Below are 22,463 nucleotides of genomic sequence, written 5' to 3'. Positions count from 1 at the left end.
GCCTCGCCTGCGAAAGGGATGCCGGCAAGGCAGGTTCAGCGTCTCGGAATGACGACTTACTTCCCGACGCCCAGCAGTGCCAGCACCCCGAGCACCAGGAAGATCAACGCCGCGATCCGATGCACGAGCTGGATCGGCATGCGCGCCGCAAACTTGTTGCCCATCAGCACGGCCGGCACATTGGCGAGCAGCATGCCGATGGTCGTGCCTGCCACGACCGATACGACGTCATGGAAGCGCGCTGCCAATGCCACCGTGGCGATCTGCGTCTTGTCGCCCATCTCGGCAAAGAAGAACGCGACGATGGTCGTGCCCAGGATGCCCAGGCCGCGCTGCGTGCCCGAAGGCGCTTCTTCTTCATCGAGCTTGTCCGGAATCAGCATCCATCCGGCCATGGCGATGAAGCCCACGCCGAGGATCCAACGCAGGACGTTTTCACCGAGCACCTGCGTGATCCAGCCGCCGACAGCGCCGGCAAATGCATGGTTGACGAGGGTGGAGATGAAGATGCCGAGAATGATCGGCACCGGCTTGCGAAAACGCGCGGCCAGCAGGATCGACAGCAGCTGCGTCTTGTCGCCGATTTCCGCAAGCGCGACGATGCCGGTGGAGACGAGGAAGGCTTCCATGTTGTTGTGGTGTCCGGGCCGTATGCGAACCAATGACGCGCCACTGCCGGCCCTGTCCGCAGTGGGTTGTCATCGGTCTCGCCAGGCGCGTCACCGGGTGCACGGATGGCACCCTGAGTGCGGCTGACCACGCCATAACCGCCTGTCGTTGCGACGGCGGTCAAGTCTGTTGACGTGGCCCTCGAAGTGACGACTTCGAGCGGCTACTCCCCAATGGAAGCCGCGATTATAAGTGCATCAGGCGTGGGCGCCAACCGTAAATGTTGCGGGTTCACCCTGCACGTAAGTGGCGGATACAGCACGGTCCTCACCCAGCAGCGCCAACGAGAACAGCAGCTCTTCGAGGGTTTCAGAACGCGCGTTGCGGCGGGCCAGCAGCGGCGTGGCGGCCGGGTCCAGCACGATGAAGTCGGCTTCCGCGCCCGGCACGAAGCTGCCGATGCGGTCTTCCCAGCCCAGCGCTTCGGCGGCGCCGCGAGTGGCAAGGTAGAACATGCGCAGCGCGGTCAGGTGATAGCCGCCCATGCGTGCGACCTTGTGCGCCGTGCCCATCGTGCGCAGCATCGAGAACGAGCTGCCGCCGCCCACGTCGGTGGCCAGCGTCAGCGCCAGGCGGTGTGCATCGTTGGCGTGGAAGTCGTACAGGCCGCTGCCCAGGAACAGGTTCGACGTCGGGCAGTGCGCGACGGCGGCGCCCGATTCCGCGAGGCGTTTGCGGTCGCCGTCGTCCAGCCAGATGGCGTGGCCATAGAAGGCACCCTTGCGCAGCAGCCCGTAGCGGTCATACACATCCAGGTAGCTGCGTGCGTTCGGGAACAGCTCGGCCACCCATTTGACCTCGTCGGGATTCTCGGCGACGTGCGTCTGGATGAAGACGTCCGGGTATTGCCTGGCCAGTTCTGCGCAGGCCTGCAACTGCGCTTCACTGGAGGTCGGCGCAAAGCGCGGTGTGATGGCATAGGCCAGGCGGTCCTTGCCGTGCCAGCGCGAGATCAGGTTGGCCGTGTCGCGCGCACCGGACTCGGCTGTGTCGCGCAGATATTCCGGGCAGTTGCGGTCCATCATCACCTTGCCGGTGATCAGACGCATGCCGCGCTGCCGGGCTGCCGTGAACAGTGTCTCGGCGGAGCCGCGATGCACCGTGCTCCAGACCATCGCGCTCGTCGTGCCGTTGCGCAGCAGTTCGTCGAGGAAGAACGAGGCGACGCCGGCGGCGTACTGCTCGCTCTCGAAGCGGCGCTCTTCGGGAAAGGTGTACGTCTCCAGCCAGTGCAGCAGGCCCGGCGACGGCGACGCGATCATGTCCGTCTGCGGGAAGTGGATGTGCGTGTCGATGAAACCCGGCACGATCAGCTTGCCGCTGTGGTCGTGCAGCTGCGTGCCGGCGGGCAGGCCCTCGCGCAGTGCGGCGTAGCCGCCCGCCTGCAGTACCTTGCCGCCTGAAACCACCAGCAGGCCGTCCTCCCAATACTCATAGGCATCGCGCTCGCGATACTGCGGATCGTGCAGGAAATGCAGCACCCGGCCGCGGTAGGCGTGAACGGTGGCGTTTGAGTTTGGAGGCATCTTGGTCATTCGTCGTCTCGTGGGGTTTCAGTGGGTGGCGTTCCAGTGGACGTCCACCGCGTTCAGCCACAGGGCTTTGTCCTGCTCGGGCAGGAAGGACGCCTCGAAGCTGTTGCGCGCGAGCGTGTGGGCATCGGCAGCGCTCAGGTCGAGGGCGTCGAAGGTGGCGAGCCAGTTGGCGTTCATGTAGCCGCCGAAGTAGGCCGGGTCATCGGAGTGCAGCGTCACTGCGCAGCCGGCGTTCAGCAATTGCTTGAGCGAGTGGTCGCGCAGGTCGGGGTAGACCTTCAGCTTTTCGTTCGACAGCGGGCAGACGGTCAGCGCGATGCGCTCGGCGGCGAGGCGCCTGACCAGTGCCGCGTCGTCGATGGCGCGCACGCCATGGTCGATGCGCTCCACCTTCAGGATGTCGAGCGCGTCGGTCACGTACTGCGCGGGGCCTTCCTCACCGGCGTGGGCGACCAGGCGCAGGCCGAGTTCCTTGCAGCGTGCGAAGACACGCGCGAACTTCTCGGGCGGGTTGCCGCGTTCCGACGAATCGAGCCCCACACCGATGATGCGGTTGGCCGGGTCCTGGATGTACGGCAGGGCGGCTTCCAGCGTAGTGAACGCGTCTTCCTCGCTCAGGTGGCGCAGGAAGCAGAGGATCAGCCGGCTGGAAAAACCATGCTGGCGCTCGGCGTCGTCCAGCGCGCGGACGATGCCGCCGATGACCACGTGCATCGGCACGTTGCGCGCGGTGTGGGTCTGCGGGTCGAAGAAGATCTCGGCGTGGCGGACGTTGTCGGCCACGGCACGCGCCACATACGCGGCGGTCATGTCGTAGAAATCCTGCTCGGTGAGCAGCACGCTTGCGCCCGCGTAGTACAGGTCGAGGAACGATTGCAGGTCGTCGAAGGCATACGCCGCGCGCACTTCCTCGACGGAGGCATACGGCAGCTTGACGCCGTTGCGCTCGGCCAGCGCGAACATCAGTTCGGGTTCGAGCGAGCCTTCGATGTGGATGTGCAGTTCGGCCTTCGGGCTGGTGGCGATGCGTTCGGCAAGGGCTGGCGAGATCGGCATGATCAGACTGGCGTAGGAGTGCGGTAGGGGACTATCGCGCCGCCGCTGGCAGTGGTGAGCGCGTGCTGTTGCAGCTCTCGCACCTGCAGCAGTTGCGCGACGACGGAGACCGCAATGATATCCGGCGCCTTGTCGGCGATGCCAGCAATCCCAATCGGGCAGACCATTTCCGGCAGGCGTGCGGGGTCGACGCCGTGTTCGACCATGCGGTGCTCGAAGCGGGCGCGCTTGGTCTTGGAGCCGATGAGACCGAAGTAGGCGAAGTCCGTGCGGCGCATGATGCGTTCGCACAGCGCGAGGTCCAGCGCATGGTTGTGCGTCATGACCAGGAAGTAGCTGCCGGCCGGCGCGTGGTCGATCACGGCTTCCGGCGTATCGCTGGCTTCGATGACGACGTTCGGCGGTACATCGGCGGGGAACATCGCGTCGCGCTCGTCCACCCATGTCACGCGGCAGGGCAGATTGGCCAGCGCGCGCACGATGGCGTGGCCGACATGGCCCGCGCCGCACAGCACGATCGACATGTCGGGCGGCAGGATGGTCTGCGTGAAGCCCACCGCATCGAACTGCACGCCGGCCGCCGCGGCATCGCCAATGGCGGCCGTAACGGGCACCGACGGGTCGGCCGATACGGAACGGCGCAGGCTGCGACGCTGGCGCATGGCGTCATCGGCCAGGGCGATCCACTGCGCATCGCGCGCATCGAGCCGTTCGAGCGACAGGCGCACCACGCCGCCGCAACACTGGCCGAGCGCGGGCCCAAGCGGGATGCGCACGAACTGGCGGCGCGCTTCGCCGCTGGCTTCGTGCGCCGCCATCATCGCCTGGGCGATCTCGATCGCGCGCCATTCGAGGTGGCCGCCGCCGATGGTGCCGAAGAAGCCGTCCGCGCACACCAGCATGAGCGTGCCCGCCTCACGCGGGGCGGAGCCCTGCACGTCCGTCACCGTGACCAGTACGCACGGCTGCCCCGCCTGCACGGTGGCCAGCACGTCGGCAAAGCGGAAGGGGCGCAGTTGTGTGTGGTCCATGGTGGCCTCGGTCTCGGGCTCAGACGGTCAGCGGGGCGCTGCGGATCGCGTCGATGGCCTTGAGGATTTCCTCGCACGTGGCTGGCGCGTTCAGCGGCGGATTGGTGCGGCCGTCGCCCACGGCGGCCACCGCGTCGCGAATGGCGAAGAATACCGAGAACGGCAGCAGCAGCGGGGGCTCGCCCAACGCCTTGGAGCGGTGGATGCTGTCTTCCACGTTGGCGTTGTTGAACAAGCGCACGCGGAAATCCGGCGGGCAGTCGTTGACGGTCGGGATCTTGTAGGTGGACGGCGCATGCGTCATCAGCTTGCCGTTCTTGTTCCACCACAGTTCTTCGGTCGTCAGCCAGCCCATGCCCTGGATGAACGCGCCTTCCACCTGGCCAATGTCGATGGCCGGGTTGATCGAGCGGCCGGCGTCGTGCAGCACATCGGCGCGCAGCAGGCGCCATTCGCCGGTCAGCGTATCGACCACCACTTCCGACACTGCTGCGCCATAGGCGTAGTAGTAGAACGGACGGCCCTGCAGCCTGGCCTGGTCCCAGTGCAGCTTGGGCGTGGCGTAGAAGCCGTCCGACCACAACTGCACGCGCGCGATGTAGGCAAGGCGGATCAGTTCGTCGAACGGCACGCGGCGAGGCCCGATCTCCACCTGGTCGGCCACGAACGCGACGCTGCTGGCAGGTACGTCGTAGTGCTGCGCGGCAAATGCGGTGAGACGCTCGCGGATCTGGCGGGCGGCATCCTGCGCGGCCTTGCCGTTCAGGTCGCTGCCCGTGGACGCGGCGGTGGCCGAGGTGTTGGCCACCTTGCTGGTGTCCGTGGCCGTGACGCGAATGCGCGTGAACGCCACGCCCAGTTCGTGCGCGACCACCTGCGCAACCTTCGTGTTCAGGCCCTGGCCCATTTCCGTGCCGCCGTGGTTCACCAGGATCGAGCCATCGTTGTACACGTGCACGAGCGCGCCGGCCTGGTTGAAGTGCTTCACGTTGAACGAGATGCCGAACTTCACGGGCGTGAGCGCCAGGCCGCGCTTGAGCACCGGGCTCGTCGCGTTGAATGCGCGGACGGCCTCGCGGCGCGCCCGGTACTCCGACGACGCTTCGAGCTCGTCGAGCAGTTCGTGGATGACGTTGTCTTCCACCGTCTGGCCGTACGGCGTGACGTTGTTCGTGGTCTTGCCGTACAGGTTGGCGCGCCGCACGTCGAGCGGGTCCTTGCCGAGGGCGCGCGCGATGTTGTCCATGATGTACTCGATGGCAAACGCGCCCTGCGGGCCGCCAAAACCGCGGAAGGCGGTGTTCGACTGCGTGTTGGTGCGCGCACAGAAGCCGTCGATCTCCACTTCCGGCAGCCAGTAGGCGTTGTCGAAGTGGCAGATGGCGCGCGTCATCACGGGGCCGGACAGGTCGGCCGAGAACCCGGCGCGCGAGGTCATGTCGACCTTCACGCCCTGGATGCGGCCGTCGTCGTCGTAGCCGGCCTCGTAGGCGAAACGGAAGTCGTGCCGCTTGCCGGTGATCATCATGTCGTCGTCGCGGTCCGGACGCAGCTTCACCGGGCAGGCAAGCTTCCAGGCCGCGAGCGCGGCGCAGCAGGCAAACAGGCCCGACTGCGACTCCTTGCCGCCAAAGCCGCCACCCATGCGGCGGCATTCGACCTGCACCTGGTTGGCGTGCCAGCCCAGCATGTGCGACACCATGTGTTGCATCTCGGTCGGATGCTGCGTGGAGCACCACACGTGCATGCCGTTGTCTTCCTTCGGCACCGCGTACGAGATCTGGCCTTCCAGATAGAACTGCTCCTGGCCGCCCAGCGACATGTGGCCCGCTTCAGCGTGGGGCGCAGCGGCGATGCGCGCAGCGGGTTCGCCGCGCTTGAGGTGCATCGGCGGCAGCACGGATTTGCCGGCCGCGCGGGCTTCTTCGGGGGTGAGGAGCGCGGGCAGCACTTCGTACTCGATCTGGCCCAGGCGTGCCGCGCGGCGCGCCGCATCGTGCGACGTGGCTACCACGATGAACATCGGCTGGCCGACAAAGTGCACCGTGTCGGTGGCCAGGATCGGATCGTCGTGGATGATCGGGCCGCAATCGTTCGTGCCCGGAATATCGGCCGACGTGAATACCGCCACCACGCCCGGCGCCGCTTTCACGCGCTCGAGGTCCATGTTGACGATGCGCGCATGCGCCTGCGTGCTCATGCCCAGTGCCGCGTGCAGCGTGCCGGCCAGCTCGGGGATGTCGTCGGTATAGGTGGCGGTGCCGGCCACATGCAGGTGCGCGGATTCATGCGGGCGCGAGATGCCGACCACGGCACCGCGCTGGTCGGGCATCGCCGCCGCGATGTCGGCTTCCGCCAGCAGGAAAGCTTCGGTTTGCTTGTTCATGTCTCAGGCAGCGGTGAGGGTGTTCAGTTCGACCGCGCGCACATTGATCTGTTCGGGCGCGAGCGGCCCGTCGGCGCGGGTTTCCAGCCAGAAGCGGTACACCGTGTTGGCCGCCGAGATGCGGCGGTAGTTGTCCGTGGCGCGCATGTCGGTCAGCGGCGTGTAGTCGCGCGACATGGCTGCCATGGCCGCCCGCACGGTCGCTTCGTTCCACGGCTGCCCGATGATGGCGTTCTCGGTTTCGGTCGCACGCTTGGACGTTGCGGCCATGCCGCCGTAGGCGATGCGCGCGCTGCGGACGCGGGTTTCGCCATCCTGGTCGTCCAGCTCGATCGCGAGCGCCGCGCACACGGCCGAGATGTCTTCGTCAAAGCGCTTGGACAGCTTGTACGTGCGGAAGCGCAGCGCATCGCGGCCCTCGCGTGCCGGAATGCGCAGGCCGGCCACGAACTCGCCGTCTTCCATCGCGTTCTTCTGGTAAGCCAGGTACAGGTCTTCGAGCGGCAGCTCGCGGCGGGCTTCCCCGCGCTGCAGCACGACCCGCGTGCCAAGGGCGATGAGGGCTGGGGCCGAATCCCCGATCGGCGAGCCGTTGGCGATGTTGCCGCCCAGCGTCCCGGCGTTGCGGATCGGCAGCGAGGCGAAGCGCTTCCACAGTTCGGTCAGCTCCGGGTAGTCCTGGGCGAGGAAGCCGTAGGCCGCCTCCAGCGACACCGCGGCGCCGACCTCGATCCAGCCGTCGCGCTTTTCCAGTGCGTACAGGTCGGCCACCTGCCCGATGTACAGGATGTCGCCCAGATCGCGGAACTGCTTCGTGACCCACAGGCCCACGTCGGTGCTGCCGGCGAGGATGCGGATGTCCGGGTGCGCAGCCTTGATGGCGGCGAATGCCGAGACGGTGCGTGGGGCGTAGAAGCGCGGCGCGTTCTCGACACCGGCGGGGGCGTAGGCGAAGGTGTCCTTGCGCTGCAGGTTGCGCAGCGTTTCAGCCAGCTGAGTGCGGTCGATGCCGGCCGGCGCGGGCAGCTCGAACATGCGTTCGCCCGCGTCGATGATCGGCCGGTAGCCGGTGCAGCGGCACAGGTTGCCCGTGAGCGAATCGCAGATGGCCTGGCGGGACGGCGGCGCGTTGCTGCCGGTGTTCTCGTACAGCGCGTAGAGCGACATCACGAAGCCCGGGGTGCAGAAGCCGCACTGCGAGCCGTGGCACTCGACCATCGCCTGCTGCACGGGGTGCAGCGAGCCATCCTTGCTGCGCACGTCTTCCACCGTGAACAGCGCCTTGCCATCGAGCGTGGGCAGGAACTGGATGCAGGCGTTGACAGCCTTCAGGCCGACGCTGCCGTCTGCCTGCAGCTCGCCGAGCACGACGGTACATGCACCGCAATCGCCCTCGGCACACCCTTCCTTGGTGCCTGTGCAGTGCGCGTCTTCACGCAGGTATTGAAGCACCGTCCGGGTGATCGGCGCGTCTGAAACGGTGCGCACCTGGCCGCGGTGGAAGAAGCGGATGGGCTGAGTCTCCATGGGGTCTACGCGTGTTTGTGTGTATGACGGAACCATAGCACCGGGTCAGGAATGCAATATTTGGCCCAGGTGATAACCCGCATCGGAAAGCCAAAATCCGGGGTATACCCGTCGGTAGTGGTCTGGCGGCGCGGCGTGCAAGTGACATACACTCACAGCGTCCCTCAGCCCGTTTTTGTCGGTACGGCGTCGCCCGTGCCCGGTGTCCACATGCACGGCAAAGATCACCTCGATACGTACCTCCTGCGCGTTCTGTACACGCTGCTCACCGAGCAGAGCGTGACTCGTACGGCCGTCAAGCTTGGCCAGTCGCAGCCGGCGATCAGCAATACCCTCAAGCGGCTGCGCGAGATCACCGGGGACGCCATCCTCGTGCGCGGCAAGAACGGCATGGTGCCCACCGAGCGCGGCCACGAGCTGCTCACGCTGGCGCAGCAAAGCCTGGAGGCGATGGAGCGCATCGCCCGGCCGTCGCAGGAGTTCGACCCGGGCAACACGACGCGCACGTTCCACCTGGGGGCGCCCGATTACCTCGACGCGTTCTTCCTCCCCAACATCGTGGAGCGCCTGCGCAAGCACGCACCGCAGGCCAAGCTGGTGGTGCATCCGCTCAATGCCGGTGTGGATTACCTCGCCGCGCTCGAGCAGGGCGGCATGGATCTGGTGATCGGCAACTGGCTCTCGCCGCCCGAGCATCTGCATATTTCACCGCTGTTCGACGACGAGGTGGTCTGCATGCTCGGTGCACAGCACCCCCTGGCGCGCAAGGGCATCTCGCTCAAGCACTATGTCGAGATGCCGCATCTCGCGCCGGCTCCGTATGCGGCGATGCAGCGCAGCATGATCGATCAGGCACTTGCAGAGCAGGGTTTGAAGCGGCAGATCCAGGTGTCGCTGCCGTATTTCGGGCTGGTGCCGTATGTCCTGATGCGCACCGATCTGGTGTTCACGACCGGCCGGCAATTTGCCGCGCATTGCGCGCAGTACCTGCCGATCCGCATCCTGCCCACGCCCGTGGCGTTCCCGAAGATGCGTTTCTACCAGCTGTGGCACGAGCGCAGCCACGCCGCACCCGACGTGATGTGGCTGCGCCGCATGATCGGCGAGGTCGCGGCGGAGCTGCCGCAGCATCCGCAATTGGAAACGGCGGCCTGAGCCGCCGTTCCGTCAGTCGCCGCTTGCGCCTGCGTCACTTGCCGCCGGCGAGCGCCTTTCCGTAGTTCGGGAAGAACACCTGCTCGCCGTTCACCTTGAAGTCGGCAATGGCCTGTTGGCCAGCCGGCGAGGTGATCCATTCGATGAGTTTCGTGGCGTCGGTGTAGTTGATGCCCGCGTGCTTCGCCGGGTTGACCGCAATGATGCCGTACGGGTTGAACATGCGCGGATCGCCGGCCAGCACGATGTCGAGGCCGGTCTTGGCGCGGTAGGCGCCGTAGGTGGCGCGGTCCGACAGCGTGTAGGCGTTCATCTGGGCGGCCATGTTCAGCACCTCGCCCATTCCCAGGCCGGCGCTCACGTACCACGGCTTGCCCTTCGGGTCGATGTCGGCGGATTTCCAGTAGGCCTTTTCCATGACGTCGGTGCCGGAGTTGTCTGCGCGCGAGATGAACTTCGCGTTGGCCCTGGCGATGGTCTCCATGCCCTGGATCACGTTCTTCTGACCCCGCACGCGGGCCGGGTCGGCGGCCGGGCCGACGAGGATGAAGTCGTTGTACATCACGTCGCGCCGGTCGATGCCGCCGCCGGACGCAACAAAGGCATCCTCGAGCGGACGGGCGTGCACCAGCACCACGTCGACGTCGCCCGATTCTCCGAGCTTGACTGCCTTGCCCGTGCCAACGGCAATCACGTGCACATGGACGCCGGTGGCGGCCTCGAACTTGGGGAGCAGGACTTTGAGCAGGCCCGAGTTTTCCGTGCTCGTGGTGGTGGCCATGCGGAGCTCACCAGCATATGCCGCCGTGGCGGCAGCCAATGTCAGGCAGAGGATCGCAGGCAGCCGAAGGGTTTTCAGGAATCCGGGCATGGTGTCAGGGTCATGTGGAACACGTGGACGCTTTATGTCGAATGCTGCATGATTGCGGCAATTCGGGGACGGCCGGCGGCCACCATGCGCCCGCCCCAGAATGCGAGGCATTGTTCTCTGGGGCCGCGGTCGAAGTAAATAGGAAATCATCAACATAATGGCGTTCCAGTTTGAGGTCTTTCCGGTGATCGGGCCGGACGATAATCCGCGCGCCAACGGCAAGGTGTTCCAGTTGCTGCGCGCCGTGCGGGAAACCGGCTCCCTGCATCGGGCCGCGAAGCAGGTCGGGTTGTCGTACCGGCACGCCTGGGGCGTCATGCGATCGTGGGAAGAGATGCTCGGGCGCACCTTGCTCGACATGGAGCGCGGCCGGGGCGCGTCGCTCACACTGTTTGGCGAGCGCCTGCTGCGCGCCGAGATGCGGTTGCGCGAGCAGCTCGACCCCGCGCTGCGGCAAGCCATGGGGCAGTTCCTGTCGGAGCTCGACGACGCCTCGCAGTCGCAGGCGCGCATCCGTTTTTCGGGCAGCCACGATCCGGCCGTCGAGGTGCTTGCCCAGACGCTGGCCGCGCATGGCAACGGCGCGCACCTGGACACCGTCTTCTGCAGCGCCGTCGAGGGGCTGATCTGCCTGCAGGAAAAGCAGTGCGAGGTGGCAGGCTTCTATGTGGCGCCGCAGCAGGGCGCCGGCTCGATCGCGCATCAGACCCTGCGCAAATGGCTGCGGCCCACCGCCGTGCGCCTGATCGCATTGGCCGACCGGGAGCAGGGGCTGATGATGTCGGCCGACTGGGCCGGCAAGGTACAGTCGTTGAGCGACCTGGCGCGCACCCAGGCGCGTTTCATCAACCGCCAGCGCAGCTCCGGCACGCGTCTGCTGTTCGATCAGCTGCTGGTTGCGGCGGGGTTGTACCCTGATCAGATCAACGGCTACGACGAACAGGAGTTTTCCAGCGACAAGATCGCCGTGGCCGTGCAGGAGGGCCGCGCAGACGTCGGCTTCGGGCTGCGTCCGGGGGCCGAGGCGCACGGGCTGCATTTCGTGCCGCTGACGCGCGAGACGTATTACCTCGCGGTGCGCCGCAACGACGCCCTGGCGCCGTGGGTGCGCGAGCTAATGGAGCGCATCGGCCAGCCGGCCTTCCGCGAAGGGCTCGGTCATCTTGCCGGCTATCGCGCGACCGAACATGTCGCGTTGCTCACGGCTGACGAAGCGCTGCCGTGGCACGTCGACGAGGCGCGCACGCCTGCCCACTGAACTCATGCGAACATGGCGGGGTCTGCGCGACGCCGCGCCCCGTTCCCGTGTTGCCCATGCTCCGTTTTTCCGTCTGGACCCAAGCCTTGCGCATGCTGCGCCGCGACTGGCGCGCCGGCGAGCTGAACCTGCTGCTCATCGCCCTGGTGCTGGCGGTGGCTGCGCTGGCGTCGGTCAGTTTCCTGGCCGATCGCATGCATGCCGGCCTGGAGCGCGATGCGCGTCAGCTGATCGGCGCCGATGTGCTCGTGGTGTCCGATCAGCCGTTGCCGCCCGACATCGAGGCGCATGCCCGCGCCGGCGGCCTGCAGGTCGCGCATACGGCCACCTTCCCCAGCATGGCCAGCACGCTCACCAACACGTCTTCCGGCGAGCCGGCATCGCAACTGGCGGCCATCAAGGCCGTCGATGCGGGCTACCCGCTGCGCGGCACGCTCAAGGTCAGCGACGACGCGCGCGACCCGGCCGGCGCGCCCATCCGCGGCATTCCGGCCGCCGGCACGGTGTGGGTCGATGCGCCGCTGCTCGAAGCGCTCGGCATTCGCGTGGGCGACGCCATCCGCCTCGGCACACGCTCGTTCCGCGTCGCTCACGTCATCACGCAGGAGCTCGATCGCGGCGCCGGCTTCATGAACTTTGCTCCGCGCGTGATGCTGCCCATGGCCGATCTGCCTTCCACGGGGCTGGTTACGTATGGCAGCCGCGTCACGTACCGGCTGCTGGTGGCAGGCCCGGATGCGGCGGCCAATGCGTTCCGCACGTGGGCCGAAAACGCGCTGAAGACCCGCGGGCTGCGCGGCGTGCGCGTCGAATCGCTGCAGAACGGTCAGCCGCAGATGCGCGAAACGCTGGACCGCGCGGAACGCTTCCTCTCGCTCGTCGCGCTGCTGGCGGCCATGATCGCCGCGGTGGCCATCACCATGGCGGCGCGCCGCTATACCGCGCGGCATACCGATGCGGTGGCGGTCATCAAGTGCCTGGGCCTGAAGCAGGGGCAGATTCTGGGCACGTTCGCGCTGGAGTTTCTGCTGATCGGCGTGCTGGGCTCCGCGGTCGGCGTGGCGCTTGGCTATGGCGCGCACTGGCTGCTGCTCGCGTCGCTTGGCGATCTGGTCACGGTCACGCTGCCTGCGCCGTCTGCATGGCCGGCTGTGGTGGGTTTGGCAGCGGGTCTCGTGCTGCTGGTCGGTTTTGCCGTGCCGCCGTTGCTCGGCCTGGTGCGGGTGCCGCCGCTGCGCGTGTTGCGGCGCGATGTGGCTGAGCGCGCAGTCGCCGCATGGGTCGGGTATGCGCTGGGCGCGGCGGCTTTCTTTGCCCTGCTCGTGGTCTCTGCGCGCGACGTGAAGCTCGGGGCGCTGACGGCGGCGGGCTTTGCGGGGGCGATTCTGGTGTTTGCGCTGTTGGCCGCCGCGGGCCTGCGCGGGCTCGCCGTATCGCTGGGCCGAGGGCGCGCGCTGGGCGTGGGCTGGCGCTTTGCGCTGGCCGTGCTGGAGCGCCGTCGTGGCGTCAGCGTGCTGCAGACGGTGGCCCTCGCGGTGGGGCTGATGGCGTTGCTGCTGCTCGCCATGACGCGCAATGACCTGATCCGTTCGTGGCACAACGCCACGCCGGCCGACGCGCCAAATCGCTTCATCATCAACATCCAGCCGGACCAGGTCGAGCCGGTCACGCAGGTGCTGGCGCAGGCCGGCGTGGCGGCGCCAAGGCTCTATCCGATGGTGCGCGGGCGCCTGACGCAGGTGAACGGGCAGGCCATCAATGGCCAGACCTACGCTGAATCCCGTGCGCGCAATCTGGTCGAGCGCGAATTCAATCTCTCCTACGCGACCGAGCAGCCTCCCGAGAACCGTATCGTCTCCGGGCAGTGGTTCAGCGGCCAGAAGCCGGAAGCGTCGGTGGAAGAGGGCATCGCCAAGACGCTGAACCTGCGCGTGGGCGACGTGCTGCGTTTCGACGTGGGCGGCCAGCCGGTGGACGCGCCCATCACGTCATTGCGCAAGCTCGACTGGAGCTCGATGCGCGTGAACTTCTTCGTGATCCTGCCGCCCGTGGCGCTGCGCGACATGCCGCAGACGTACGTGACAGCGTTCCGCATTCCCGCCGGCCAGGCCGATCTGCCGGCCAGGCTGGTGCGCGAGTTTCCGAACCTGACGGTGGTCGATACCGAGCTGATCCTGAACCAGGTGCAGGGCGTGCTGGACCAGGTGACCGCGGCGGTGGAGTTCCTGTTCGTGTTCACGCTGGCGGCCGGTGTGCTGGTGCTCTATGCCGCGCTCTCGGGCTCGCGCGACGAGCGCCTGCGCGATGCCGGCGTGCTGCGGGCGCTCGGTGCGGGCTCCGGCGTGGTCCGCCAGACGCAATACGCCGAGGTGCTGATCGTCGGCGGCCTCGCGGGCTTGATGGCCGGCGTGGGCGCCATCGCCATCGGCTGGGTGCTGTCGGCGTATGTGTTCGATTTTCCGTATCGTTTCAACCCGGCGATCTTGCCGGTGGGCATCCTTGGCGGCATGGCCTGTGCCTTTGCCGGCGGGTGGCTCGGCCTGCGCGACGTGCTGCGCCGCCCTGCCATGGCCACCTTGCGCGATGCCTGACTCTCTTCACGTGATGGCTGTATGACAGATGCAACTGCCGGCCAGGAAACCCTGGCCTTTGACCTCATCGGCGGCGAGGCGCGCGTGCGCGAACTCGTCGACCGCTTTTACGACCTGATGGACCTCGAGCCCCAGTTCGCGGTGCTGCGCGCGCTGCATCCGCAAAGCCTCGAGGGCTCGCGCGACAAGCTTTTCTGGTTCCTCTGCGGCTGGCTTGGCGGGCCGAACCACTACATCGAGCGCTTCGGTCATCCGCGCCTGCGTGCACGGCACCTGCCGTTTGAGATCGGCACGCAGGAGCGTGACCAGTGGATGCGCTGCATGGCGCTGGCCATGCAGGACCTCGGTCTGGACGAAGCGCTGCAGATGCGCCTGATGCAGGCCTTCTGGCAAACCGCCGACTGGATGCGCAACGTGCCGCGCTGAACGGCCCATCACAAGAACGATTCGAGGAGACTTTCCATGATCGGCTTGCCCACTGCCGACGACGTGCTTGCGTTCTGGTTCGGCAACGCACCGCTGCACGCACCGCGGCCGGAATGGTTCGCGAAGTCCGACGCGTACGATGCCCAGATCCGCACGCGCTTCCTGCCGCTGTGGGAGGCCCTCTCGAGCGGAGGCGCCGACACGTGGATGGACACGCCGCTGGAAGCCATTGCGCGCATCGTGGTGCTCGACCAGTTCCCGCGCAACATGTTCCGCAATACCGCACGCGCATTTGCGAGCGACACGGCAGCGCTGCATACCGCGCAGATCGTCGTGGCTGCCGGCTGGGATGCGCAGTTGCCGACGCGCTTTCACCGCACGTTCTGCTACCTGCCGTTCGAGCACAGCGAATCGCTGGCCATGCAGGACGAGTCCATCCGGCTCTACACGCGCTTGCGCGACGAGGAAGGCGATGCCGACCCGCTCGTCTGGGCGGAAAAGCACCGCGAGATCATTGCGCGCTTCGGGCGCTTTCCGCATCGGAATGCGGCACTCGGGCGCACGTCGACGCCCGAGGAGGTGGCGTTCCTGGCGCAGCCGGGCTCCTCGTTCTAGGCGCGATCAGCGCGCCAGCACGGAATACATGAGCGTGCCGGAGAACGCCAGCAGCACGAGCGACGCACCACGCAGCAGCGTGGGCGTATGCGGCGCCCAGCTGCGGCGGGCCGTCAACAGCACGCCGAGATACGACCAGCCGACCGCGATCGGCACCAGCACGACGAGGAACGACGCGATCGTCCACGCAAAATACTGCGCCGACCGGAAGGCCTCGAGCGGAAACAGCGTACTGGCAAACAGCAGGGCCTTCGGGTTCATCAGCGTGGTGAAGAACATGTCGCGAAAGCTGACGGGGCTGGCCGTGACATGTTGCAGCGCCTTGCTCTGGCGCCATATCTTCGCGGCCAGGTAGACGATGTAGGCCGACGCGATGAGCTTGATGCCCATCGGCAGCCACGGCCGGTCGGCCGACACCGCGCTGAGGAAGAAGCCCCAAAGCGCGATGCCCAGCACATAGCCAAGCGCTTCCGCGGCGATGAGCGGGCTGGTCCGCCGCACGCCGACCTTGAGCCCCGACGACAACAGCAGCGTGTTGGTCGGCCCCGGCACGATGAGGACCAATGACACGTACAGTGCCATCCTGAGCAAGGTGTCCGGCATGTCGCGGCTTACGTGCGCTCGCGGCGCTCGGACCACTTGTCGACGGTTTCGCGCGGCGCGCGGGCGAGCATGTCGATCAGTTCGGCAGGATCGGTGCTCACGTGGAGCAGGTTGGCGTGATGGCGCTTGAGGAAACCCTCGTGCACGGCGTGGTCGATGAACGCGAGCAGCTTGTCGTAGAAGCCCGCCACGTTGAGCAGGCCGATCGGCTTGTTGTGGTAGCCGAGCTGCAGCCACGTGAAGGTTTCGAACAGCTCTTCGTATGTGCCCACGCCGCCGGGCATGGCGATGAACGCGTCGGCGCGGTCGGCCATCATCTGCTTGCGCTGGTGCATGCTGTCAACGATGTGCAGCTCGGTCAGATCCTTGTGGCCAACCTCCTTGCGCACCAGCGATTTCGGGATGATGCCGATGACCGGGGCGCCGCCCTGCAGGACCGCATCGGCCACGATACCCATCAGGCCGACGTTGCCGCCGCCGTAGACCAGCGTGAGGCCACGCTCGGCCATTTCGTTGCCCAACGCGATGGCGTTGGCCTTGTATTCCGGGCGCTCGCCCGGGCTGGAACCGCAATAGACGCAGATCGATTTCATTGTGCAGGGTGGCTGGTGTCGAGCGGCGGATCGTTGCTGCGGCTGACCGCCAGCAGATCGAAGGCACGCCGCGGCTTGCCGCGCAGGTAGGGCGCGAGGATGGAAAGGATGTGGTAGCTCGCACCGTGCAGGTGGTCGCGGATGGCGTTCGGGTCGTTGTACTGGCGCGGGTGCTGCACGAACTGGAACGACAGCCAGTAGGTCGCCACCACGACGATGTTGGTGCACATGACGTCGACCTGCTCGGGCGTGGCTTCCATCTCGCCGTCTTCGATGAACTGATGGCAGATGTCCATCGCGAAGTGGCGCTTCTGCTCGACGATGCGCTTGAAGTTCAGCTCCAGCATGCGGTTGCGCGCAAGCAGGTCGTTGATGTCGCGGTACAGGAAGCGGTAGTTCCACAGGAACTCCGACATGTACTGCAGGTAGCCCCACGTCTCGTCGAGCGTGGCCTTGTGGTCGTCGGGCAGCTTCAGGCGACGGCTCATCTCCTGCTCGAACTGCACGAAGATCGAGTTGATGATGTCGTCCTTGTTGCGGAAGTGGTAGTACAGGTTGCCCGGGCTGATCTCGAGCTCTTCGGCGATCGTCGTGGTCGTGACGTTGGGCTCGCCCAGTTCGTTGAACAGGCGCAGCGACACCTCGAGGATGCGATCGCGCGTGCGGCGGGGGCCGGTGGAGTGCTGCTTGGTTTCCATTGAACTGCCAAGGCCGGTGGCCCTGTCTCCGTGGCATGTAGGTGCCCGGATTATAAGAGATCGTGCTGCGGCAACGACGCCCCACCCGCAGCGGGCGCGGCGCCGCCAAACGTTGTCGTGCCGCTTTTCAGCGCAGCAGCGACGCGATCCACGGCCAGGCGATGGCCGCCCACGTGCCCACGCACAGCAGCAGGGCCAGCATGACGGCCGCGCTGCCGAAATCCTTCGCACGCTTGGACAGGCCATGCTGCTCGAGCGAGATGCGATCGACTGCCGCCTCCACGCTCGAATTGAGCAGCTCGACGATGAGCACCAGTACCAGAGTGCCGATCATCATGATGCGCTCCACCACCGTGGCCGGGATGACGAACGCACACGGCAGCAGGATCGCGCACAGCGTCAGCTCCTGGCGGAACGCGCTTTCCTCGTCAATGGCGAAGCGGATGCCGCTGATGGAATTCTTGAGCGCAAACCACGCGCGCGTGATGCCGCGATTGCCCTTGTGCGGGTTGTCGGCGGGCGAATACGCATCCGCCGCAGAAGGCGCCGGCGGCCGTTCCGGCGGGGAGGTCGGCTTCATGGAACGCAAGACTCAGGCACCCGCGGCTGTGGACGGTTGAGCGGTCTTGGCATCGCCCGATGCGGAGGCCGGCATGGGCCGCAGATGCGCAAGGAATTGCTCCGACGCCGCGCGCCATGAGAACTTCTCGGCATGCGCGCGCGCCGTGGCGCGGTCGATGCGCAGCGCTTCCAGGCAGGCCTCACGCAGGTCTTCGCGCAGGGCGCCGGCCGGGGAATCGCCCAGCACGTCGATCGGACCCGTCACCGGATACGCCGCGACCGGCAGCCCGCTGGCCAGCGCTTCGAGCAGCACCAGGCCAAACGTATCGGTGCGGCTCGGAAAGACGAACACGTCGGCTGACGCATACACCTTGGCGAGTTCCGGCTGCTTGAGCACGCCGAGGTAATTGGCGTTCGGGTATTTCGCCTTCAGCCCGGGCAGTGCGGGGCCTTCGCCGACGACCCATTTGGAGCCGGGAAGGTCGAGCTCGAGGAAGGCCTCGACATTCTTCTCGACGGCCACGCGGCCGACGTACAGGAAGATCGGATGAGCGGTGTTCAGGACGTTGCCACGCTGCGCCGTGAAGATGTCCAGATCCACACCGCGCGTCCACAGCACGCCATTGGTGATGCCGTAGTCGGCGAGGTCTTTCAGCACCACGGGCGTCGGCGCCATCACCGCCTGGGCGGGGCTGTGGAACCAGCGCAGGAAGCGGTACGTCCACGCCAGCGGAATGCCGAAGCGCGCCTGCACGTACTCCGGGAAGCGCGTGTGATACGCCGTCGTGTACGGCAGCTTGTGGCGCAGCGCATAGGCGCGCGCGGCCAGCCCCAGCGGCCCCTCGGTGGCGATGTGCAGCGCCTGTGGCGCGAATGTTTCGATGCGCTCCCGCACGCGCTTGGAGGGCAGGATCGACAGGCGGATCTCCGGATACGTCGGGCACGGCACCGTCTTGAATTCAAGCGGCGTGATCATGTCGACGATGTGGCCCATGGCTTCGAGTTCGCGCCGCGTCTGGGTGAGGGTGCGGACGACGCCGTTGACCTGCGGTTCCCAGGCATCGGTGACGATCATGATTTTCACGGGCTCTCCTTGCGGTGTGGCGGATGTCGGATGAATGGCGAGGGCGGGCTGAACGAGATCGATGCCGGTTTGGGTCATGTGGGGTTCCATCAGGCGGTGGCCGCCGCGGCACGGCGTGCGCGGCGGGACGTGCGCGGTGCATCGAGCAGATGCGTCCAGTAGACGATCTGCAGTTCGCCTTCCATCGTTTCGACCAGGGCGGAGAGGCTCTCGACCCAGTCGCCGTCGTTGCAATACAGCTGGCCGTCGATCTCGCGGATCTCGGCCTTGTGGATGTGTCCGCAGACCACCCCGTCGCAGCCGCGTCGGCGGGCCTCGTCGGTCATCACCCGCTCGAACGAGTTGATGAAGTTCACCGCGTTCTTGACCTGGTGCTTGAGGTATTGCGACAGCGACCAATACGGAAACCCCAGCCGCACGCGGATGCGGTTGAAGTGACGGTTCATGGCCAGGATGAAGGTGTAGAGCGAGTCGCCCACGTAGGCGAGCCAGCGCGCGTGCTGCATGACGCCGTCGAACAGGTCGCCGTGCACGACCCACAGGCGCTTGCCCGTGGCCGTCACATGCACGGCGTCTTCCGCGACTTCGATGTCGCCGAAGTTCAGGCCGTGGAACTGGCGCGCCATCTCGTCGTGGTTGCCCGGGATGAACACGACGCGTGTGCCCTTGCGCGCGCGGCGCAGCACTTTCTGCACGACGTCGTTGTGGGCCTGCGGCCAGTACCAGCCCTTGCGCAGCTGCCAGCCGTCGACGATGTCGCCCACCAGGTAGAGCGTGTCGGACTCGTTGTGCTTGAGAAAGTCGAGCAGGTAGGCGGCCTGGCAGCCCGGCGTGCCGAGGTGGATGTCCGAGAGCCAGATCGTGCGGTAGCGGTGCACGTTCTCGGCAGGCGGGTCGGTGTCCTTGTCCGCCGATTGGCCGGGCGTGAGCGCCTGGGTCGGTGTGCTGGCTGGCGTCTCGTGATCTCGCACGTCACCCCGACCGGCCGGCGCGGCCGAGCCGAGCGCACCGGCGGCGGACAGGCCCGCGGCCAATTGCATCAGGGGCGGTGGAGCGTTCCAGTCGGAACCGGTGAGGAGGGCAGCGCGAAAGCGTTGCGCGAGGCGGCGGAGAAAACCAGGGCGCGATGGCAGATTGGGCGAGACCATGTCGGCAACGGAGGCTGCGTTGGACCGATTTCGCCACCGCTGCGTGAACAAGCCATGTCAAAAACATGACCGTCACATGACGGGGTCGCCGCAAGACAAGGCGGCGTTGGCCCGAGAGTCGTGCCGGTGGCGCGTTTCAGGCCGCAGGGGCCGGGAGGCTCGCTTCAATGCGCGCCAGCTCTGCCAGCACCGCCTGGCGTATGCGCGCGTCGCATAGCAGCGACACATGGCCAATGCCGGAGAACGCAATGTGCCGTGCGCCATCGAGCCACGATGCGCCGGCCGGCCCGACTATGGAGTCGTGCCACGAGAAGATCGACGTGATGCGCGCGCGCGCGGCGGCCGTTTCAGACGCTGCCAGGCGCCGCAGCCACGGGCTGGCCCACGCCATCTGGCGCACGTTGTGGCCGCGGCCCGTGCGCGCCATCGCCGTACCACGGTGCGGTGTGCCGAGTGTGATGACGTGCGCGATGAAGTCGGCCTCGCACTGCCGAAGCGCAGCGCGTGCCGCGAGGCCGCCCATGCTGTGGCAGAGCAGGACGGGCGCGCGGCCGTGGGCGTGCGTCAGGCGCGCAACGGCAGCGGATATGTCGCTGGCGTAGTCGTCGATGTCGCCCAGCAGCGGCATGAGGTCGATGGCCTCGGTCGGGTGGCCGGCAGCGGCCAGGTGCTTCTGCATGGGCAGCCACACCGCGCGGTTGCAGCCATAGCCGTGGATCATCAGTACAGGCACGCGCCTGCCGTCACGCGCCGGCGCATCGAACGCAGCATGTGCGCGAAACGGCTGCAGCACGTTGAACATCCACGCCACGGATACACATTCGCGGAGCCAGCAGCCGACGAAGCCGAGGAGGCCGATGCGTTGCGTGCTGGGCACGGGCATGCGGTCCCACGTCGGGTCGTCCGGTATTGCCACGCCCAGGTTCGTCGACGAGACGAGAAACGCCCAGCCGACCGACAGCAGATAGGCCATCACCAGCACGATGCCGGCGAGCAGCGCGGCCATGGGCCAGCGCCATCCGCCCCAGTGATGCAGGCCCCATGTCACGGCGACCGTCGCAGCGCACTGCAGCGCGACGGCAACGCGGCGTGCCGTGGCCGCCGTCAGGAAGGAAAGGGGAACCGTGGAGGCGGGCAGGTCGGCGCGCGTCATGTTGAACCGGCCGCCTGCAGGGTGGGGTCAGTCGCGCACCAGCCGCGTGCCGGCCAGGCGATCGTGCAGGAACTGCCGTTGCGGATCGAGCCACGCCAGCGCGCCCCAGGCGAGCAGACAGACCGCTGCCACGGCCGCACCCGTCCAGCGGGATGCCCCGCTCAGGTGGATGATGCCGACTGCCGCGGCTACCCACATCCACGCCAGCACGTAGCGCGCAACGGCACGGCCGAACGAAATGCGCGAACCGTCGGCATTGACCACGCGCATGCGCCATGTCTGCATCGCCAGGGTCCGGCCGCGCTTGCACCAGAACCCGACGAAGTAGGCGCCCATCGCCAGGAAGCCCCAGACCTGCAGGCCCACATCGCCGGTGCGCGCCAGCGGCGGCACGATGGCCCGCAGAAGCAGGAACACGGCGGTCGCTCCGAACATCACGCCGAACAGCAGCAAGCCTTCATAGAGCATGCCCGCTAGACGGCGGCGCAGGGTGGGCGCTGCGAGCGCATCGTGCGCCGCAGCCGAGGAAGCAGGGGAAGCGGGAGTGGCCATCGAACGGGTGAGCGCGGCAAGCGCAATCCAACATCCGCCGGCAAGGCTTGCGCGGCGCTGTTCAGATTATGCCAAAGGGTGTGCCGGCTCAGCCGCCGAGCACCGTGGACGGGGGCGGACTCCCCGATTCGCCCCCCGTCGTGGTGGACGGCGCGGCGGGCTGCGCAGGGGCGGGGGGCGTGCTTACCGGTGCGGGTGCCGCAACGGCGGGCGCCGAGGCAGCGTTCGGAGCCGGCGTGGCCGCGGGGCTGGACGCTGTAGCCGTCACCTTGCCAGGCGGCGTCGTGCGCGTCGTGCCAGGCTTCGTGCGCCCATGATGGACCGCCTTGGCAGCATCCTTGGCGAGGCTCGCATTGCCGGGCAGCGCCGTGACCGCAGACGGATGTTTCTGCGCCTTGGCGGCGGCCGCCAAGGCCTTCTTCTGCTCATCCGACAGCTTCTGGTAGCTCTGCCAGGCCTCGCTTTTCTTCTGCAGCGGCACGGACTTGGTGGTCTGGAAGTTCTCACGCGCACGGTGGCGCTGCTCGGGCGTGAGCTTGACCCAGTCGGCCATGCGGGTTTGCAGGCGCTGCTGCTGGGCCGGCGTGTATCTCGGATACGCCTGCGCGATCTGCAGCCACTTCTTGCGCGCAAGCTCCGGCATGTCGTTCCACTCCGGTGCCAGCGGCGCCAGGATGCGCTGCTGCACGATGGTCAGTTCCGACCAGTTCGGGTGGACGGAGGGCCGCGGATTGGTTGCAGGCGGCGTCGGCAGGTCGACCGGGGCGTTGACGATGACCCCCGATGCAGCAGGCACCGGCGCCGAAGCGCTGGTGCCCTGTGCGATCGCGAGCCCTGCCGTCAGTCCTGCGGTACCAAGCAGCAGGGCCACGCTGTTGCGCAGACGCCGGATCCGATCGCCGCGCGGTGGTTGGCCGTGGGTGTGGAAGACGTTGCTCATCGATCAGCCTG

21 protein-coding genes and 1 riboswitch are annotated in these 22,463 nt (G+C 67.1%); of the genes, 5 read left to right on the top strand and 16 right to left on the bottom strand.

The genetic code is table 11. The features are described 5' to 3' along the window. Positions 1-56: 56 nt before the first annotated feature. From A6M56_RS18695 to xdhA, 6 genes are all read right to left on the bottom strand, one after another. Positions 57-629 carry a TMEM165/GDT1 family protein gene (locus A6M56_RS18695; RefSeq protein WP_045787247.1) on the bottom strand — a complete coding sequence of 191 codons (573 nt, stop codon included), beginning with the start codon at positions 627-629 and terminating at the stop codon, positions 57-59. Between the two features lie 83 nt (positions 630-712). Continuing rightward, positions 713-853, bottom strand: a riboswitch (yybP-ykoY riboswitch). Between the two features lie 13 nt (positions 854-866). Next, positions 867-2,204 carry a guanine deaminase gene (gene guaD / locus A6M56_RS18690; RefSeq protein ID WP_102079945.1) on the bottom strand — a complete coding sequence of 446 codons (1,338 nt, stop codon included), beginning with the start codon at positions 2,202-2,204 and terminating at the stop codon, positions 867-869. Positions 2,205-2,222: 18 nt separating this feature from the next. Further along, entirely contained in the window at positions 2,223-3,260 is a 1,038-nt protein-coding gene (locus A6M56_RS18685) for an adenosine deaminase (protein ID WP_045787245.1), read from the bottom strand. A 2-nt stretch (positions 3,261-3,262) separates the two neighbouring features. Beyond that, positions 3,263-4,291 (bottom strand): xanthine dehydrogenase accessory protein XdhC, encoded by a 1,029-nt coding sequence (gene xdhC, locus A6M56_RS18680; RefSeq protein ID WP_102079944.1) that lies wholly within the window; start codon positions 4,289-4,291, stop codon positions 3,263-3,265. Between the two features lie 19 nt (positions 4,292-4,310). Next, positions 4,311-6,677: a xanthine dehydrogenase molybdopterin binding subunit gene (xdhB, locus tag A6M56_RS18675; protein ID WP_102079943.1), complete on the bottom strand. Its 2,367-nt coding sequence runs from the start codon at positions 6,675-6,677 to the stop codon at positions 4,311-4,313. A gap of 3 nt (positions 6,678-6,680) precedes the next feature. Then, entirely contained in the window at positions 6,681-8,204 is a 1,524-nt protein-coding gene (gene xdhA, locus A6M56_RS18670; protein ID WP_102079942.1) for a xanthine dehydrogenase small subunit, read from the bottom strand. 210 nt (positions 8,205-8,414) lie between these two features. Here xdhA and A6M56_RS18665 point away from each other — a divergent pair, with 210 nt between their 5' ends. Continuing rightward, the gene (locus A6M56_RS18665; protein WP_045787241.1) at positions 8,415-9,359 is read left to right on the top strand and encodes a LysR substrate-binding domain-containing protein; all 945 of its coding nucleotides are present in this window, start codon (positions 8,415-8,417) and stop codon (positions 9,357-9,359) included. A gap of 34 nt (positions 9,360-9,393) precedes the next feature. Here the strand turns inward: A6M56_RS18665 and A6M56_RS18660 are convergent, their stop codons facing one another. Beyond that, positions 9,394-10,230 carry an ABC transporter substrate-binding protein gene (locus A6M56_RS18660; protein ID WP_045787240.1) on the bottom strand — a complete coding sequence of 279 codons (837 nt, stop codon included), beginning with the start codon at positions 10,228-10,230 and terminating at the stop codon, positions 9,394-9,396. 157 nt (positions 10,231-10,387) lie between these two features. Here A6M56_RS18660 and A6M56_RS18655 point away from each other — a divergent pair, with 157 nt between their 5' ends. From A6M56_RS18655 to A6M56_RS18640, 4 genes are read left to right on the top strand one after another with little or no spacing between them, the layout of a single operon-like run. Then, on the top strand, positions 10,388-11,488 hold the full coding sequence (locus A6M56_RS18655) for a substrate-binding domain-containing protein (protein WP_045787239.1): 1,101 nt from the start codon (positions 10,388-10,390) through the stop codon (positions 11,486-11,488). A gap of 56 nt (positions 11,489-11,544) precedes the next feature. After that, positions 11,545-14,079 carry an ABC transporter permease gene (locus tag A6M56_RS18650; protein WP_286758302.1) on the top strand — a complete coding sequence of 845 codons (2,535 nt, stop codon included), beginning with the start codon at positions 11,545-11,547 and terminating at the stop codon, positions 14,077-14,079. A gap of 21 nt (positions 14,080-14,100) precedes the next feature. After that, a complete protein-coding gene (locus A6M56_RS18645; protein WP_045787237.1) occupies positions 14,101-14,505 on the top strand; it encodes a group II truncated hemoglobin in 405 nt (134 codons plus the stop codon). A 36-nt stretch (positions 14,506-14,541) separates the two neighbouring features. After that, positions 14,542-15,120 (top strand): DUF924 family protein, encoded by a 579-nt coding sequence (locus A6M56_RS18640; protein ID WP_045787236.1) that lies wholly within the window; start codon positions 14,542-14,544, stop codon positions 15,118-15,120. A gap of 6 nt (positions 15,121-15,126) precedes the next feature. Here A6M56_RS18640 and A6M56_RS18635 read toward each other — a convergent pair whose 3' ends face one another. From A6M56_RS18635 to A6M56_RS18595, 9 genes are all read right to left on the bottom strand, one after another. Next, positions 15,127-15,723 carry a LysE family translocator gene (locus A6M56_RS18635; protein ID WP_045787235.1) on the bottom strand — a complete coding sequence of 199 codons (597 nt, stop codon included), beginning with the start codon at positions 15,721-15,723 and terminating at the stop codon, positions 15,127-15,129. A gap of 8 nt (positions 15,724-15,731) precedes the next feature. Then, positions 15,732-16,316, bottom strand: a complete 585-nt coding sequence (locus A6M56_RS18630; RefSeq protein WP_045787234.1) for an LOG family protein — start codon at positions 16,314-16,316, stop codon at positions 15,732-15,734. Continuing rightward, entirely contained in the window at positions 16,313-17,014 is a 702-nt protein-coding gene (locus A6M56_RS18625) for a TetR/AcrR family transcriptional regulator (RefSeq protein WP_045787233.1), read from the bottom strand. Before A6M56_RS18625 ends, A6M56_RS18630 begins: the two co-directional genes overlap by 4 nt. A gap of 127 nt (positions 17,015-17,141) precedes the next feature. Further along, on the bottom strand, positions 17,142-17,594 hold the full coding sequence (locus A6M56_RS18620) for a diacylglycerol kinase (RefSeq protein WP_045787232.1): 453 nt from the start codon (positions 17,592-17,594) through the stop codon (positions 17,142-17,144). A gap of 12 nt (positions 17,595-17,606) precedes the next feature. Next, on the bottom strand, positions 17,607-18,650 hold the full coding sequence (locus A6M56_RS18615) for a glycosyltransferase family 4 protein (RefSeq protein ID WP_180964254.1): 1,044 nt from the start codon (positions 18,648-18,650) through the stop codon (positions 17,607-17,609). Positions 18,651-18,748: 98 nt separating this feature from the next. Continuing rightward, positions 18,749-19,699, bottom strand: coding sequence for a UDP-2,3-diacylglucosamine diphosphatase (locus A6M56_RS18610; RefSeq protein WP_045787231.1), 951 nt, complete (start codon positions 19,697-19,699; stop codon positions 18,749-18,751). A 244-nt stretch (positions 19,700-19,943) separates the two neighbouring features. After that, the gene (locus A6M56_RS18605; protein ID WP_045787230.1) at positions 19,944-20,960 is read right to left on the bottom strand and encodes an esterase/lipase family protein; all 1,017 of its coding nucleotides are present in this window, start codon (positions 20,958-20,960) and stop codon (positions 19,944-19,946) included. A 27-nt stretch (positions 20,961-20,987) separates the two neighbouring features. Continuing rightward, positions 20,988-21,512, bottom strand: a complete 525-nt coding sequence (locus A6M56_RS18600; RefSeq protein WP_062738368.1) for an RDD family protein — start codon at positions 21,510-21,512, stop codon at positions 20,988-20,990. Positions 21,513-21,600: 88 nt separating this feature from the next. After that, positions 21,601-22,452, bottom strand: a complete 852-nt coding sequence (locus tag A6M56_RS18595) for a DUF3106 domain-containing protein (RefSeq protein WP_062738369.1) — start codon at positions 22,450-22,452, stop codon at positions 21,601-21,603. Positions 22,453-22,463 lie beyond the last annotated feature (11 nt).

The organism is Ralstonia sp. RL (genome assembly GCF_001683835.1).
GTDB classification, from domain to species: domain Bacteria; phylum Pseudomonadota; class Gammaproteobacteria; order Burkholderiales; family Burkholderiaceae; genus Ralstonia; species Ralstonia mannitolilytica.
The sequence above is the reverse complement of the archived record's forward strand: the minus strand, read 5'-3'. Positions and strand labels throughout refer to the sequence as shown.